This is a genomic window from Micromonospora siamensis (assembly GCF_900090305.1).
GTDB lineage: Bacteria > Actinomycetota > Actinomycetes > Mycobacteriales > Micromonosporaceae > Micromonospora > Micromonospora siamensis.
The window spans coordinates 4,169,242-4,183,481 of sequence record NZ_LT607751.1; the positions used below are offsets into that span (position 1 = coordinate 4,169,242).

General features: G+C 74.0%; 12 protein-coding genes and 1 pseudogene. 6 read left to right on the top strand and 7 right to left on the bottom strand.

The features are described from left to right. Window positions 1–11 precede the first annotated feature (11 nt). The 3 genes from GA0074704_RS19365 to GA0074704_RS19375 are packed head-to-tail and all read right to left on the bottom strand — an operon-like array spanning window position 12 to window position 3,688. Window positions 12–1,433 carry an acetyl-CoA carboxylase biotin carboxylase subunit gene (locus GA0074704_RS19365; RefSeq protein ID WP_088971808.1) on the bottom strand — a complete coding sequence of 474 codons (1,422 nt, stop codon included), beginning with the start codon at window positions 1,431–1,433 and terminating at the stop codon, window positions 12–14. Between the two features lie 18 nt (window positions 1,434–1,451). Then, window positions 1,452–1,910, bottom strand: coding sequence for an acetyl-CoA carboxylase biotin carboxyl carrier protein (gene accB, locus GA0074704_RS19370; RefSeq protein ID WP_088971809.1), 459 nt, complete (start codon window positions 1,908–1,910; stop codon window positions 1,452–1,454). Then, a complete protein-coding gene (locus GA0074704_RS19375; RefSeq protein WP_088973816.1) occupies window positions 1,907–3,688 on the bottom strand; it encodes an acetyl-CoA carboxylase carboxyltransferase subunit alpha in 1,782 nt (593 codons plus the stop codon). Before GA0074704_RS19375 ends, accB begins: the two co-directional genes overlap by 4 nt. Window positions 3,689–4,236: 548 nt before the next feature. Between GA0074704_RS19375 and GA0074704_RS19380 the strand changes: the two genes are divergently transcribed. The 3 genes and pseudogenes from GA0074704_RS19380 to GA0074704_RS29495 form a co-directional block, all read left to right on the top strand. Beyond that, window positions 4,237–5,049 (top strand): AfsR/SARP family transcriptional regulator, encoded by an 813-nt coding sequence (locus GA0074704_RS19380; protein WP_088971810.1) that lies wholly within the window; start codon window positions 4,237–4,239, stop codon window positions 5,047–5,049. A gap of 90 nt (window positions 5,050–5,139) precedes the next feature. Continuing rightward, a complete protein-coding gene (locus GA0074704_RS19385; protein ID WP_088971811.1) occupies window positions 5,140–5,502 on the top strand; it encodes a TcmI family type II polyketide cyclase in 363 nt (120 codons plus the stop codon). 1,028 nt (window positions 5,503–6,530) lie between these two features. Then, window positions 6,531–6,779 (top strand): annotated as a pseudogene (locus GA0074704_RS29495) (helix-hairpin-helix domain-containing protein); the annotation flags it as partial. Window positions 6,780–6,824: 45 nt separating this feature from the next. Here GA0074704_RS29495 and GA0074704_RS19395 read toward each other — a convergent pair. Beyond that, the gene (locus tag GA0074704_RS19395; RefSeq protein WP_088971813.1) at window positions 6,825–7,706 is read right to left on the bottom strand and encodes an aminoglycoside phosphotransferase family protein; all 882 of its coding nucleotides are present in this window, start codon (window positions 7,704–7,706) and stop codon (window positions 6,825–6,827) included. A gap of 154 nt (window positions 7,707–7,860) precedes the next feature. On the opposite strand from GA0074704_RS19395, the gene GA0074704_RS19400 reads away from it, so the two are divergent. From GA0074704_RS19400 to GA0074704_RS19410, 3 genes are all read left to right on the top strand, one after another. Next, window positions 7,861–9,066 carry a low temperature requirement protein A gene (locus tag GA0074704_RS19400; protein ID WP_088971814.1) on the top strand — a complete coding sequence of 402 codons (1,206 nt, stop codon included), beginning with the start codon at window positions 7,861–7,863 and terminating at the stop codon, window positions 9,064–9,066. A gap of 114 nt (window positions 9,067–9,180) precedes the next feature. Continuing rightward, entirely contained in the window at window positions 9,181–9,390 is a 210-nt protein-coding gene (locus tag GA0074704_RS19405; RefSeq protein ID WP_088971815.1) for a hypothetical protein, read from the top strand. Window positions 9,391–9,575: 185 nt separating this feature from the next. Then, window positions 9,576–10,535: a TIGR03557 family F420-dependent LLM class oxidoreductase gene (locus GA0074704_RS19410; protein ID WP_088971816.1), complete on the top strand. Its 960-nt coding sequence runs from the start codon at window positions 9,576–9,578 to the stop codon at window positions 10,533–10,535. A gap of 115 nt (window positions 10,536–10,650) precedes the next feature. On the opposite strand, the gene GA0074704_RS19415 is transcribed toward GA0074704_RS19410, so the two are convergent. From GA0074704_RS19415 to GA0074704_RS19425, 3 genes are all read right to left on the bottom strand, one after another. Then, window positions 10,651–12,747, bottom strand: coding sequence for an APC family permease (locus GA0074704_RS19415; RefSeq protein WP_172880647.1), 2,097 nt, complete (start codon window positions 12,745–12,747; stop codon window positions 10,651–10,653). A 121-nt stretch (window positions 12,748–12,868) separates the two neighbouring features. Then, a complete protein-coding gene (locus GA0074704_RS19420) occupies window positions 12,869–13,252 on the bottom strand; it encodes a hypothetical protein (protein ID WP_088971817.1) in 384 nt (127 codons plus the stop codon). Between the two features lie 102 nt (window positions 13,253–13,354). After that, a complete protein-coding gene (locus tag GA0074704_RS19425; protein ID WP_088971818.1) occupies window positions 13,355–14,125 on the bottom strand; it encodes a DUF5995 family protein in 771 nt (256 codons plus the stop codon). Between the last annotated feature and the right edge of the window lie 115 nt (window positions 14,126–14,240).

Sequence of the window (14,240 nt, forward strand, 5' to 3'; positions counted from 1 at the left end):
CGGGTCTCTCCTCAGCTTCGGTGGGTACGCGCGCCGGCCGCGACGACCGGTTGCGCGGGCCGGGCGGGGGCCGGTACGGCGGGGTCCCCGGCGAGCAGCCGGTCGACCAGCGCGGTGGTGTAGTGCCCGGCGCGGAAGGCGGCGTCGGCGAGCACCCGCCGCGCGAACGGGATGGTGGTCCGCACCCCCGGGCCGTGCACGTCGAACTCCGCGAGCGCCCGGTCGAGGCGGCGCAGCGCCAGCTCCCGGTCCGGCGCCCAGGCGACCACCTTGGCCAGTAGCGAGTCGTAGTGCGGGGAGACCAGGTAACCGGCGTGGCCGTGGGTGTCGACCCGGGTGAACGGGCCACCGGGGGGTTGGAACCGGTCGAGCCGGCCCGGGGTGGGCACGAAGTCACGGTCCGGGTCCTCCACGTTGACCCGGCACTCCACGGCCACCCCGTGCGGGCGGACGTCGGACTGGCTCAGCCGCAGCGGCGTACCGGCGGCGATGTGCAGCTGCTCGTGCACCAGGTCGATCCCGGTGATCATCTCGGTGACCGGGTGCTCCACCTGGATCCGGCAGTTGATCTCCAGGAAGTGGAACCGGCCGGCGTCGTCGACCAGGAACTCCACCGTGCCCGCCCCGGTGAAGCCGACCGACAGGGCGCCGCGCAGCGCCGCCGCGGTGATCGCCGCCTCCGTCTCCGGTGGCAGCGCCGGCGCCGGCGCCTCCTCGACCAGCTTCTGGTGGCGGCGCTGGACCGAGCAGTCCCGGGTGCCCAGGTGCACCCCGTTGCCGTGGCCGTCGCAGAGCACCTGCACCTCCACGTGCCGGGCCGCGGTGAGGTACCGCTCGACGTACACCCGGTCGTCGCCGAAGGCGACCTGCGCGGCGGCGCGGGTCCGGGTGTACGCCCGGGGCAGGGCGGCCGGGTCGCGCACCACGGTCATGCCGCGTCCCCCGCCACCGGCGGCGGCCTTCACGATCACCGGATAGCCCACCTCGGCGGCCACCGCCACGGCCTGCTCGACGGTGCCGATGGTCTGCACGCTGCCCGGGGGCAACGGCAGCCCGGCGCGCCGCATCAGCGCCCGCGCGGTGGACTTGTCGGCCAACGCCGCCATCACCTGCGGCGGCGGGCCGATGAAGGTCAGCCCGTTGCCGGCGCAGATCTCGGCGAAGTCGGCGTCCTCGGACAGGAAGCCGTAGCCGGGGTGCACCGCCTGCGCCCCGCACTGCCGGGCGGCCTCGACGATCGCCGCCGCGTTGAGGTAACTCTGCCGGCTGCCCGCCGGCCCGATCCGGACCGCCTCGTCGGCCAGCCGCACCACCGCCGAGTCGGCGTCCACGCTGGAGTACACGGCCACCGTGCGGATCCCCAGCTCCCGGCAGGCCCGCAGCACCCGCAGGGCGATCTCGCCCCGGTTGGCGATCAGCACCTTGTCGAACATCGCCGCGCCCCCGCCGTCTCAGGCCGGGTCCAGGGCGACCAGCGGCTGGTCGTACTCGACCGGCTTGCCGTCCTCGACCAGCAGCTCGACCACCCGACCGGCCCGGTCGGCGGTCACCTCGTTGAGCAGTTTCATCGCCTCGACGATCCCCACCACCTGCCCGGGCCGGACCTGGTCACCGACGGCCACGAACGGCGCCGCGCCCGGCTCCGGGGACCGGTAGAAGGTGCCGACCATCGGCGCGCGGACCAGCAGGGCGGCGGCCGGCTGCTCGGCGGCGGCGACCGGCTGGCCGACCGGCGCCTCCCGGGGCGTCGGCACCGGCTGGGCGGGACCGTGCCACTCCACCTCCAGCACGGTGTCGCCGCTGCGCAGCCGTACCCGCCGGACCGGGCCGGCGAGCTCGTCGACCAACTGCCGGGCGTGCCGGCGCAGCTCGGTGAGCACGCCGTCGTCGGACGTCGGCCCGGCGTTCACCGCTTCACCACCAGCGAGCCGGCGGCGCCGAAGCGGCGGAACCGTTCCCGTCGGCGGCGCACCAGCGCGGCCCGGGGCACGTCCAGCAGGGGGGCCAGGTTCGCCGACACCGCCCGGCGCAGCTCCTCGGCCGCGGCCTGCGGGTCGGCGTGGGCGCCGCCGTCCGGCTCGGACACGATCTGGTCCACCACGCCGAGGCGGGACAGGTCCGCGGCGGTCAGCCGCAGCGCGCGGGCGGCGCGCGGGGCGGCCGGGCTGTCCGGCCAGAGGATCGCCGCGCAGCCCTCCGGACTGATCACCGAGTAGACGGCCCGGCGCAGCATCAGCACCCGATCGGCCACGGCCAGGGCCAACGCCCCGCCGCTGCCGCCCTCGCCGGTGACCACGGCCACGACGGGCGTGGGCAGCGCGGTCATCGTCAGGATGCTCTCGGCGATCGCCGCGGCCTGCCCCTGTTCCTCCGCGTCGACGCCCGGGTCCGCGCCGGGGGTGTCCACCAGGGTCACCACCGGCAGGCCCAGCCGGGCGGCCAGCCGCATCAGCCGCAGCGCCTTGCGGTGTCCCGCCGGGCTGGCCATCCCGAAGTTGCGGGCCACCAGCTCGGCGGTGGTGTGCCCCTTCTGGTGGCCGATCACCATCACCGGCCGCCCGTCCAGCCGGGCCAGACCGCCGACCACCGCCGGGCAGTCCGCGCCGAGCCGGTCGCCGTGCAGCTCGACGAAGCCGTCGAAGGCGCTGTCCAGGTAGTCCAGGGCGGTGGGCCGGCCCGGGTGCCGGGCGGCCCGCACGGTGTCCCAGGCGTCGACCGGGTCGCCCCCGCGCCGGTCCACCGGGGACCCCTCGGGTACGTCCGGCCTGACGCCCGCCGCCAAGGCGGGCGCGGATCCGGCGACCCGCGGAGCGGGAACGGCCGCGGTGGACGTACCGCCGCTCGCCACCTGCCCGGCGGCGCTCCCCACCGTGGCGGGCCCGGTGACGCCGGCGGCCGCGGCGAGCAGCGCCGCGAGCCGGCCGCGCAGCGCCCGGCGCGGCACCACCATGTCGACCTGGCCGTGCCGCAGCAGGAACTCGGCGGTCTGGAACCCCTCCGGCAGCGGCCGGCCGGTGACCTGGCGGATCACCCGGGGACCGGCGAAGCCCATCCGGGCGCCGGTCTCGGCGAGCACCAGGTCGGTATTGGTGGCGAAGGAGGCGGCCACCCCGCCGTACGTCGGGTCGGTCAGCACGCTGACCGTCAGCAGCCCGGCCTCCCGCAGCACCCCGATCGCCTGGCTGACCGTGGCCATCTGCATCAGCGACAGGGCGCCCTCCTGCATCCGCGCCCCGCCGGACGCGGTGACCAGCACCAGCGGCACCCGGTCGGCCAGCGCCCGCTCCGCCGCCCGGGTGATCAGCTCACCGACCGCGCAGCCCAGGCTGCCGCCGAGGAACCGGAAGTCCATCACGGCCAGCACGGCCGGCTGCCCGGCGATGGTCGCCGTGCCGCAGAGCACCGCCTCGTCCAGGCCGGTGCCGGTGCGGGCCGCGGCGAGCCGGTTCGGGTACGGCAGGACGTCGACGAAGCCGATCGGGTCGACCTCGACGGCACGGTCCGGCAGCGCCCGGAACGAGTCCGGGTCGACCAGCTGCGCCAGCCGCTGCGGTGCGCCCAACCGCACGTGCGTGCCGCACTCCGGGCAGACGTCCAGGTTGCGCCGCAACCGCTTGCGGTACAGCAGGGAGGAGCAACCGGCACAGCGGGACCAGAGCTGCTCGTCCCGAGGAGCGGTGGTGGTCACGGCCGCCACCCGGTGGCCGAGGCTCCCCCGCGTTCGGCCCGGTACGCCACCACGGCCCCGGCGACACCTGCGGCCCGCTCCTGCGCGGGACGGAACCCCCTCGCGGCGATCGGCCAACGGTCCATCGAACATCTCCCCCTCCGGCGCGCGTCCGGCTCCGGCGGTGACGGCCGCAGCCCGGGACAACTCGTCGCGAGCATGCGGCGAGGACCGTCAACCGGGCGTCACCACAGGCCGCCTTCGGGCCCTGCACAGTCGTGACGATGCGTTGACGCAAGCTGTGCGCGAGATAAGCGTGAGCTGCACTCGCGTCACCCCCACTTACCTCTTATCCGCAGTTCAGAGCCGTTCCAGGAAAGGCCTGCGGGCAGTCGCCATGGCGACCATCTGTTGACTGAGTGTAACTGTGATTGATAATCTTCAGCACGGCCAGCCCGGCGCACCGGGGCGGGTGCGACGCTCCGGCCGACGGCCCCGACAGCGGTGTCACGTGCCTAGCCGGGTCTTCTGGTGAATCCGGACTCCGCTTCCGCTGCAGGGGGTGCCACGTGGCCTCTGATCCGTCCGCACCCGCCGACCCGACCGCGGAAACCGTGCACCTGCGCCTGCTCGGCGGCTTCCGGCTGCTGCGCGGTGGCACCCCCGTGATCGTGCCGAGGGGACTGCAACGGGTCATCGCGCTGATCGGCCTGCGACCCGGCGCCACCCGCAGCAACCTGGCCGGCCTGCTCTGGCCGGACACGTCGGAGGAACGCGCCCTGTCCTCCCTGCGGACCGCCCTGTGGCGGTTGCGCCAGGACCCGTGCTGCCCGATTCGCACCGACGGCGACACCGTACGCCTGGACCCGGTGGTCCGACTCGACGTCGACGACCTGGTCCGCACCGCCAGCCGGGTCCGCGAGGGCGAGAACCCGCGCACCCTCGCCGACGCCATCGACGCCGGCCGCCACGACCTGCTCCCCGGCTGGTACGACGACTGGGTCCTGCTGGAACGGGAACGACTGCGCCAACTGCGCCTGCACATGCTGGAGCAGATCGCCGGCAACCACCTCGCCGCCGGCCGGCACGGCGAGGCGCTGCAGGCCGCCCTGGAGGCGATGGCCGCCGAGCCGCTGCGCGAGACCCCGCACCGGTTGGTGGTCCGGATCCACCTCGCCGAGGGCAACGCCTTCGAGGCCGTGCACGCCTACTACGTCTACCGGGACCTGCTCCTGCGGGAGCTGCGGCTGGAGCCCTCCCCCGCGATGTCCGCGCTGCTCGACGACACCCTCGGTCCGATCCGGCGGGCCACCCGGGACACCGGCCGCCCGGGCGCCACCACGACGGCCGACGCCGCGTCACCGGCCCGCCGGGGCACGTGACGACCGGATGACACGGCCGCGGCCATGGTGAACGCCCAGGGTGTCGTCGTGGTGCTCGACGGACCCCCCACCGGCGGAAGGGGTGCCCCCATGAGTCGTCTGCTGATCGTCAGCCGGATCAGTCCCGGGTCCGAGGGTCGGGTCGCGCAGATCTTCGCGGAGTCCGACGCGACCGAGCTGCCCGCCCTCACCGGCGTCCGGCACCGGTCGCTGTACTGCCTGCACGACCTGCTCGTCCACCTGGTGGAGACCGCACAGGTCGACGCCGACGCGCTCGCCGCCGCCCGCAGCCACCCCCTCTACCTCCAGGTCAACGAACGGCTCTCCGCCCACACCACGTCCTACCTGCCCACCTGGCGCTCCCCCCGGGACGCCGTCGCCGGCTGCTTCTACCGCTGGGACGCCACCGGGCCCGACGCCACCGGCATCCGCCGCTTCGCCGTCGGCGGCTGACCGGCACGCCGCCGCCACACGCTCGGTCACCCGACGACCACCGCTGGACACCGGCCGTCCCACCAGCGACGCGAGCCACCGACCTCCCTGTCGCCCGCGCCGTACGTGTGCAAAGCTGCCCCGAGTTTTCTCGCGACTTTTTCACGTACATAAAAGGGAGGTTCGCCGTGCCGTCGACTGTCGGGCAATGGCTGATCGTGATCCTGGCCCTGCTGGTGGGCCTGGCAGCCGGATGGGTAGTGAGTGGCTGGCGGGCCAGGACGAACCCGGTGCGGCCCATCGTGGAGGGTGACCCGGTCGCCGGCGTCACCGACCTGGACGCCGAGCCGCCCATGCGTGCCACCGTCGACCAGCAGCGGCCCGAGGTCACCCTCGACGAGACCCCGCCCGCCGCGGTGACCGTCGACGCCACCCCGGTCGAGACCGAGGCCGCGCCGGCCGCCGCCACCCTGGCCGCCGCCGCGACCCCGGTCCCCGAGGTCGAGCCCGCCTCCGCCACCACCGGCGCGGTGTCGCCGCCCACCACCGGCGCCGTCGACACCGCCCCGCTCGCCGAGACCTCACCGGCGGCCGACGCTCAGACCGCCGACCGCGGGGCCGATGACCTCGGGACCACGGAGAGCGCCGACGCCATCGACGTGGAGGCGGCTCCGGGCGACGCTCGCGTCCCGGCCGCCGCCGCCCCGTCCAACGAGGTCACCGCCGGGCAGTCGGACACCGACGCCGACCCGTCGGTCCTGCCCGCGCAGCGCACCGACGAGGAGCGGGTCGGCTCCGCAGCCGACGAGGAGAAGGCCGGCGCCACGGCCGACGAGGAGAAGGCCGGCTCCGCAGCCGACGAGGAGAAGGCCGGCGCCACGGCCGACGAGGAGAAGGCCGGCGCCACGGCCGACGTGGAGCGGGTCGGCGCCACGGCCGACGAGGACGCCCCGGCCGCCAGCACGTCCGCGGTCCCGGCCGGCGCCGTTCCGGCGCCGCGTACCGCCGTCCACGACAGCGACCCGGCCACCGCGCCGGCCGCCGACGGGCCGGCGGACGACTTCCGTCGCATCCAGGGCGTCGGCCCGAAGATGGCCGCCGCGCTCCAGTCGGCCGGCATCCGCACCTACGGGCAGCTCGCCGCGCTGGACGAGGCGGCGCTGCGGGAGACCATCCGGGCCGCCGGTCTGCGCGCCGCCCCCAGCCTGGCCACCTGGGCGCAGCAGGCCAAGCTCCTGGCCGGCGCCCCGGCCGAGGCCGAGCGGGTGCTGCCGGTCGGGACCGGCGCCGAGGCGTGAACCACTCCCGCCGGGCCGGTCGCACGTCGCCACCGGCCCGGCGGGTCACCGGCGTTCGGCGCGGATCGCGTCGAGCGTCGAGCAGGCCGTGGCGGCCTGTCCCGGGTCGTCCCGGGTGATCAGCGCCTTCCACAGCGCCCAGCCCCGCGCCCGCGCCCACGTGTCCCCGTCGTACGACAGCGCCGCCCGGAACGCCTCCCGGGCCGGGGCCGGCAGCAGGGTCCAGGCCACCGTCAGGTCGCAGGCCGGGTCGCCCACCCCGCAGCAGCCGAAGTCGATGACCGCGGCCAGCCGGCCGTCGCGGACCAGCAGGTTGCCCGCGGCCACGTCGCCGTGGAACCAGACCGGTGGACCGGTCCACACCGAGTCGAGCGCCTCGGCCCAGATCGCGGTGGCGTCGGCGGCGAGGTCGCGGTCGGCGAGCCCCCGCACCGCCCGCCGGGTGTCGGCGTCGCAGCTGGACAGGGGCGCGCCGCGGAAGGCGCTGTGCGCCCCGGCGGGCGGGCCGCCCACCGGCTCTGGCCGGTGCAGCGCGCAGAGGAAGCCGGCGAGGTCGACCGCGAACTCCACCGGGTCGGCGATCCGGTCCGGGGTCGCCGTCCGCCCCTCGATCCAGCCGTACACCGACCAGGGGAACGGGTAACCCGCGCCCGGCACGCCCACGGCCACCGGCACCGGCACCGGCAGCGGCAGCCCGGGCGCCAGTCGGGGCAGCCAACGCTGTTCCTTGGCCACCTGCGGCACGTACCCGGGCGCGCTGGGCAGCCGTACGGTCATCGCGTCGCCGAGGTGGAAGGTCCGGTTGTCCCAGCCGCCCGCCTCCACCGGCCGCACCTCGAGGCCGGTCCACCCGGGAAACTGCGTGGCGACCAGCCGACGCACCAGGGCGACGTCGATCGTCGGCGCCTTCTCGTCCTGTCCACTCATCCGGCCCAGCCTGGAGCGCCCGGGCGGTGGGCGCAATCCGTTTCCCCGGGCGACGGGATCGCGCCGAAAGCCCGATAACGGACACCTTCCGGCGGGTGGATCGCTAGCGTCGGTGCTGGGCCACCGGCCCACCGAGCCGGCCTCAGGAGCAACCGTGCCCAACGCCGCGCCCGGGCCGCCACCGGACCGGGCCCACCCACCGGTACGCGACCCCGAGTCGCCCCGTCGGGTGACGCTGCTCGAACTCTTCTTCGACCTGGTGTACGTCGTCGCGCTGGCGCTGGTCTCCCGTGGACTCGTCCACCACATCGGCTGGGAAGGCGCGCTGCAGTCCCTGATCGTGCTGATGGCCGTCTGGTGGACCTGGGCGATCACCACCCTGGTCACCGACATGTACGACCCGGAACGCCCGGAGATCAAGCTGCTGATCACCGCGGTGATGTTCGGGGTGCTGCTGATGACCACCGCCATCCCGGAGGCCTTCGACCGGCGCGGGCTGGTCTTCGCCGGCACGTACGTGGCGATCCACCTGGGCCGTGGCCTGTTCCTCATCCCGGCGGTCCGGCACCACCGGCAGACCCAGAAACGGGCCGCGCGCATCTTCATCTGGTTCGCCGTCTCGACCGTACCCTGGCTGGTCGGCGCCTTCGCCCACGACGACGCGCGGGAGGCGCTCTGGGCGGTGGCGCTCGGCATCGACTACCTGGGCTTCCGGCTGGCCTACCCGGTGCCCGGGCTGGGCGCGGTGCCGGACGCGCAGCGCAACGTGACCGCCGAGCACCTCTCGGAGCGGTACCAGCAGTTCTTCATCATCGCCCTGGGCGACGCGATCCTGACCATCGGCACGATGTTCAGCGTCAACCACTCCGAGGTGGAGAACATCGGCGCGTTCACGGTGGCCTTCGGCACCACGTTGCTGCTCTGGCGGATCTACGTGCACAAGTCGGGCCAGCTGCTGCCGGAGGCCATCGCCCGGTCCCGGCAGCCGAACCGGTTCCTGCTCACCGCGCCGTACACCCATCTGTTGATGGTGGCCGGCGTGGTCACCACGGCGGCCGGGTTCGACCTGGTGCTGCACGAACCGACGGGGCGTACGCCGCCGGCCTGGGCGGCGGTCATCCTGGGTGGACCGGCGCTGTTCCTGACCGGGCGGGCCTGCTTCGAGTACGAGGTGTTCAGCCGGGTGTCGCTGTCGCGTCCCGGTGGCCTGCTGGCCCTGCTCACCATCGCCCCGGGGGTGCTCTTCGTCGCGCCGGTGTGGGCCGCCCTCGGCGCCATGCTGGTGCTGGCCGGGGTGGCCGTGGCTGACCATCGTCGCAGCCGGGGCCGGCCGCCCGAGGATCCCGCGCCGCCGCACTGAGCCGGCGCGCCGGAATCGGACGGCATGACCGACACCGATCACCGTTTGCGCGCGCCCCGGGACTGGGTACAACGGCTGCACCTCAAATCCACCACAACCCCGTGGAGGCAACCCATGCGCGGCACGTCGATCTTCGGTGTCCTGGTCGTCATCTGGCTCGTCATCGGCGCCATCGCCGCCGGACAGCGTGGCTACTTCGGCGGTGACGACGACACCAACTGCGCCGAGGCGGGCACCATCCTGGTGACCATCGTGGCCGGCCCGCTGAACTACATCGGCGCCAATCCGAAGGTGGACTGCAAGCTGCCCGAGCCGTCGAAGTAGGACGCAGCTCCGCCGGCCCGCGCCCCGCTCCCCCGGGTCGCGGGCCTTTCGCTGCCCGTCGCCGGGCGGATCACACCCTCTACGGCTTCCTAGGAGGATGGGTCGGTGGGATCGGGCCGGGTTTGCCGCCCCCGTCAGCGGGAACGGGCTTGTTTTCGACGACGCACCGGGAGTGGTGATCGGGCATGCAGATCGGCTACAAGCTGGCCTCGGAGGGCTTCGGACCGCAGGAGATCATCCGGCAGGCGGTCCGCGCCGAGCAGGCCGGATTCGACTTCGTGGAGATGAGCGACCACTACCACCCCTGGCTGGACGAGCAGGGCCACTCCTCGTTCACCTGGAGCGTGCTGGGCGCGATCGCCGCGAAGACCAGCACCCTCGGCCTGGCCACCGGCGTCACCTGTCCCACCGTCCGGTACCACCCGGCGATCATCGCCCAGGCCGCCGCCACCATGGCGCTGATCTCCGACGGCCGGTTCACCCTCGGCGTGGGGGCCGGGGAACGGCTCAACGAGCACGTGGTCGGGCTGGGCTTCCCCAGCGTCCGCGGCCGGCACGAGCGGCTGCGCGAGGCGCTGGAGATCATCCGACTGCTCTGGCAGGGCGGCTACCGGTCGTACGAGGGCAAGCACCTCCAGCTCGAGGACGCCCGGGTGTTCGACCTGCCCGACACCCTCCCGGTGATCGCCGTGGCGGCCAGCGGCAAGGCGTCGGCGACCATGGCCGCCGAACTGGGCGACGGGCTCTTCGTCACCGAACCGGAGTCCTCCATCATCGAGCACTTCACCGCGGCCGGCGGCAAGGGCCCCCGGTACGCCGAGGTGCCGCTCGCCTGGGCCACCGACGAGGAGCAGGCCGTGCAGGCGGCGTTGAAGACCAACCGCTGGGCGCTCACCGGGTGGAAGGTGATGAGCGAGCTGCCCAACCCGGTGAACTTCGACGCCGCGTCCGCCACCGTCGAGGAGCACCACATCCGCCAGCAGTTCGCCGTCGGGCCGGACGTCCAGGCGCACGTCGGGAAGGCCCAGGCTTTCGTCGAGGCCGGCTACGACCACATCGTGCTGATGAACGCCGGTCCCGATCCGGACGGCTTCCTCGACTTCTGCCGCGACGACCTGATCGCGCGGGTCCGCGCGCTCGGCTGAGGCGCGGCCTGGGCCGGGCCGCGCAGCCCGGCGTCGCCTGGCGCCGGCTGCGGGCGGTGTCAAGAAGGGGTCCCTGCTATCCCGGAGGCGTTAAGCGGGGGCCCCTGCTTGCGCCTCAGCCGCCGACGTGGATGCCGGGGCGGTGGGTGGGATCGGGCTCGGACTTGCGGATGATCTCCCGCACCACCGGCGGGGTGTCCCCGCGACCCAGGATCAGATAGCGCAGCAGGTGCGCGATCGGGTTGCCCTCCGACCACTCGAAGTGGGCGTGCGGCCGGACCCCGGTGGCGTCCCGCAGGGCCAGCAGGATCGCCGCGATCGCGTTCGGGGCGGCCGGGCTGCTGGCCCGCAGGATCCGGTAGCCGCCGACCTCCACCCCGTGCACCCGCAGCACGTGGCTGAACTGGGACGGGTCGGAGACGTCGATCTCCAGGAAGAGCACGTCGGCGGCGCCCGGGACCGGGTTCATCCCGCGCTGCGCCCGCTCCTTGACCTTGTATTCCTTGACCGAGCCGCTCTGCCGCTTGTTGGCGATCAGGTGCAGCCGCCCGTCGTGGGCGATCGAGTCGGCGATGAACCGGCGGGCCGCCTCGTCGAACTCGATGCGCTCGGCGCGCAGTTCGGTGGTGCGGGTGACCCGGGAGATCAGGGACACCGCGATGATGCCGGCGATGAACAGCGCGGAGATGGCGATGCCGTCCGGCTTCTCCACCACGTTCTCGGCGAGGGCGTAGAGCAACACCGCGGTCAGCACGGTGAAGCCCAGCCCGGCGAACCGGTGCCGCGCCCGGTAGGCCGCGATGGTCACCGCGATCGCCCCGGAGACCATCATCGCCAGGATCCCGGTGGCGTACGCGCCGGCCTGGGCGTTGACGTCGGCGCGGAACGCGACGGTGATGGCGATGCTGATCGCCGTGTAGACGATCACCACCGGGCGGACGGCCCGGCCCCACTCCGGCGCCATGCCGTAGTCCGGCAGGTACCGGGGCACGATGTTGATCAGGCCGGCCATCGCCGACGCGCCGGCGAACCAGAGGATCAGCACGCTGCTGATGTCGTAGACGGTGCCGAACGCCTCCCCCAGGTGCTCGTGGGCCAGCCAGGCCAGCGCCCGCCCGTTGGCCGCGCCACCCGGGGCGAACTGCTCCGGCGGGATCAGCACGGTGGTGACGAAGGTCGTCGCGATCAGGTAGACCGACATGATCAGCGCCGCGGTGGCGAGCAACCGGCGGGTGTTGCGGATCCGGGCCCGCAGCCGGGCCTCGGCGTCCGGTCCGTCCCCCCGGACCAGCGGCATCATGCTGACCCCGGTCTCGAAGCCGGACAGGCCCAGCACCAGCAGCGGGAAGGCCAGGACGCTGGTCCGCAGGACGTCGCCCAGACCGCCTACGCGGGTCAGCCGCGAGGTCCAGTCGGCCAGCACCGACGGGTCGGCGACGACCTCCGCGACCCCGGCGGCCACGATCACCGCGTTGAGGCCGAGAAAGACGGCGACCAGCGGGATGGCCACCTGGACGGCCTCGCTGAACCCCATCAGGAACACGCCGCCCAGCACGAGCAGCAGCAGCACGGTCACCACGACCGCCGCGGTGGTGCCGTGCGGGAACGACTCCGGCAGGTACGGGTTCTCCAGCAGGTGCACGGTGGCGTCGGCGGCGGACAGCGTGATCGTGACGATCCACGAGGTGGCCACGAAGCCCAGCAGCACCAGGACGAAGATCTTGCCCCGCCAGAACGGCAGCAGCCGCTCCAGCATCGCCACCGAGCCCTGGCCGTGCGGGCTCTCCCGGGCCACCCGCCGGTACATCGGCAGCATCCCGAGCAGGGTCAGCGCGACGATCAGCAGGGTGGCCAGCGGGGAGACCGCGCCCGCCGCGACCGCGGCGATGCCGGGCAGGTAGGACAGGGTGGAGAAGTAGTCGACGCCGGTCAGGCACATCACCTGCCACCAGGAGTGCGCCTTGGCCTCGGTCTCCCGGGTCTCCGGGCCGACCGGCTGCACCCGGTGCTGGAACAGCCAGCGGGACAGTCCACTGGCCGGCTCCACCGGGCGGACCGGGCTCTGCACCACCGCCGGCACCGCCCGAGGTCCGTGGCTCTGCCCGTTGCCCGGGTCCCGGGCCGCCCGTAACGCGCGGCCGGGGCCGGCCGGCGCGGTGTTGCGCCGCCCGCGGTTGCGTCGGGGCTGCGCCCCCTCCCGACCCTGCGTCATGCCCGTGTCCCACCTTCCGACCCTGAACCGACCGTAGGCGGTACCCACGGCCCCGCCCCGCCGAACCCGGGAAGCCGGGAAGATCGCCGGAGCGCGCAGGAGCGTACCCCCGGCCCGCCGGTCAGGTGGTCAGGGCCCGGCACAACTCGTCGGGGTCGGCCACGGTGACCGTGGCCCCCGGGTGGGCCGGCCAGCGTCCCGGCGCAAGGGCCGGGACCGGGGTGACGAACCGGACGCAGACCCCGGCCACGGTGCCGGTGCCGAAGGTGACCCCGCGGTCGGCCAGCGACAGGTGCGGTCCGACCGCCCGCCACCAGCGGTAGGGGCCACCGACCTGCGCCCCGGCGACGTTGTCGCGCGGCGTCCGCAGCCGCCACGGGCCGAACCGGATCTCCAACGCCTCGTCGTCGACGAGCACCCAGGAGGTCTCCGGCCGCACCCCGAGCAGGGCCAACGGGACCCGGAAGGCCGGATCGAAACGGAACGCGCTGCGGTGTGCCGGCATGGTCTCCGGCGTACCCGGCCCGGGCCCGGGCCACACCCCGCCGCGACACGGACGCGTCCCCGCGCCCCGTTCTCCACGGAGCGCGGGGACCCCCCGTCCCGGCTACTGCAGGAACGCCCCCAGCGGCGAGAGCAGCAGCCGGCCGAGCGCCGCGGCGTTGTCGTCCAGCCGCGTACGCTCACACTCGCGGGCGTCGGGATCGTGCCGGCAGCGCCAGATCTTCTGGGCGTTGCGCCAGGCCACGTTCCGGGTGTATTCCACCAGCTCGCCCTGGTACCAGTCGTCGATGTCGCCGTTCAACATGTCGATCATGAGCTGCCAGTTGTCCAGGTAGCCCCGACGCAGCTCCGGGATCCGCTCCGCGAAGATCTTGTTGATCTCCAGGTAGTCGCGGTGCTGGTCGCTGCCGTCCACCGGCTCCGACTCCAGGCTCTCCAGCGTGGTCACCAGCGCGAACGGCAGGTCGTAGTTGATGTGCGCGTTCACGCCCGCGGCGGCCGACGGCAACGGGCGGGCGTCCGGCCCGCGCATCCGCCGGAACAGGCAGGACCAGGCCTTCGGGGTGCTCGGGCTGGACTCCGTCCAGTAGCGCAGCGCGTCGAAGTAGCGGGCGGCGAACTCCACGTCGAGCCGGGCCAGGAAGGCCGGGTCGGCGAAGCGGTCGTCGTACAGGCCGTCCAGGACGCTGCTGGTGATGGTCAGGTACAGCTCGTTGAAGTCCGCGAGCGGGCAGCTGCGTTCCAGCGGAGGCAGCCGGACCAGCAGATCCTGCAGCTTCGTGAGGTGGTCCACCACCGCCGGCACGTCCGCCGGACGGTCGGCCAGCAGGCCGACGACGTCCTGGTGGACCGGACCCCAGACCGGCTCGTCCATGACTCCTCCACTGTGCTCGTCAGGCACCCCCGTGCCGCCCGCGGAACTGTCCACAGCCTGTCAGCGCGGGGCGGGACGCCGGATCAGTAGAACGACGTATGTCGGCCGCCGCCGG

Coding starts and splice junctions, on each gene's coding strand:
- GA0074704_RS19365 (WP_088971808.1), bottom strand. CDS start 1,433: ATGTTCGACAAGGTGCTGATCGCCAACCGGGGCGAGATCGCCCTGCGG.
- GA0074704_RS19385 (WP_088971811.1), top strand. CDS start 5,140: ATGAGTCGTCTGCTGATCGTCAGCCGGATCAGTCCCGGGTCCGAGGGT.
- GA0074704_RS19395 (WP_088971813.1), bottom strand. CDS start 7,706: ATGAGTGGACAGGACGAGAAGGCGCCGACGATCGACGTCGCCCTGGTG.
- GA0074704_RS19405 (WP_088971815.1), top strand. CDS start 9,181: ATGCGCGGCACGTCGATCTTCGGTGTCCTGGTCGTCATCTGGCTCGTC.
- GA0074704_RS19410 (WP_088971816.1), top strand. CDS start 9,576: ATGCAGATCGGCTACAAGCTGGCCTCGGAGGGCTTCGGACCGCAGGAG.
- GA0074704_RS19415 (WP_172880647.1), bottom strand. CDS start 12,747: ATGACGCAGGGTCGGGAGGGGGCGCAGCCCCGACGCAACCGCGGGCGG.
- GA0074704_RS19420 (WP_088971817.1), bottom strand. CDS start 13,252: ATGCCGGCACACCGCAGCGCGTTCCGTTTCGATCCGGCCTTCCGGGTC.
- GA0074704_RS19425 (WP_088971818.1), bottom strand. CDS start 14,125: ATGGACGAGCCGGTCTGGGGTCCGGTCCACCAGGACGTCGTCGGCCTG.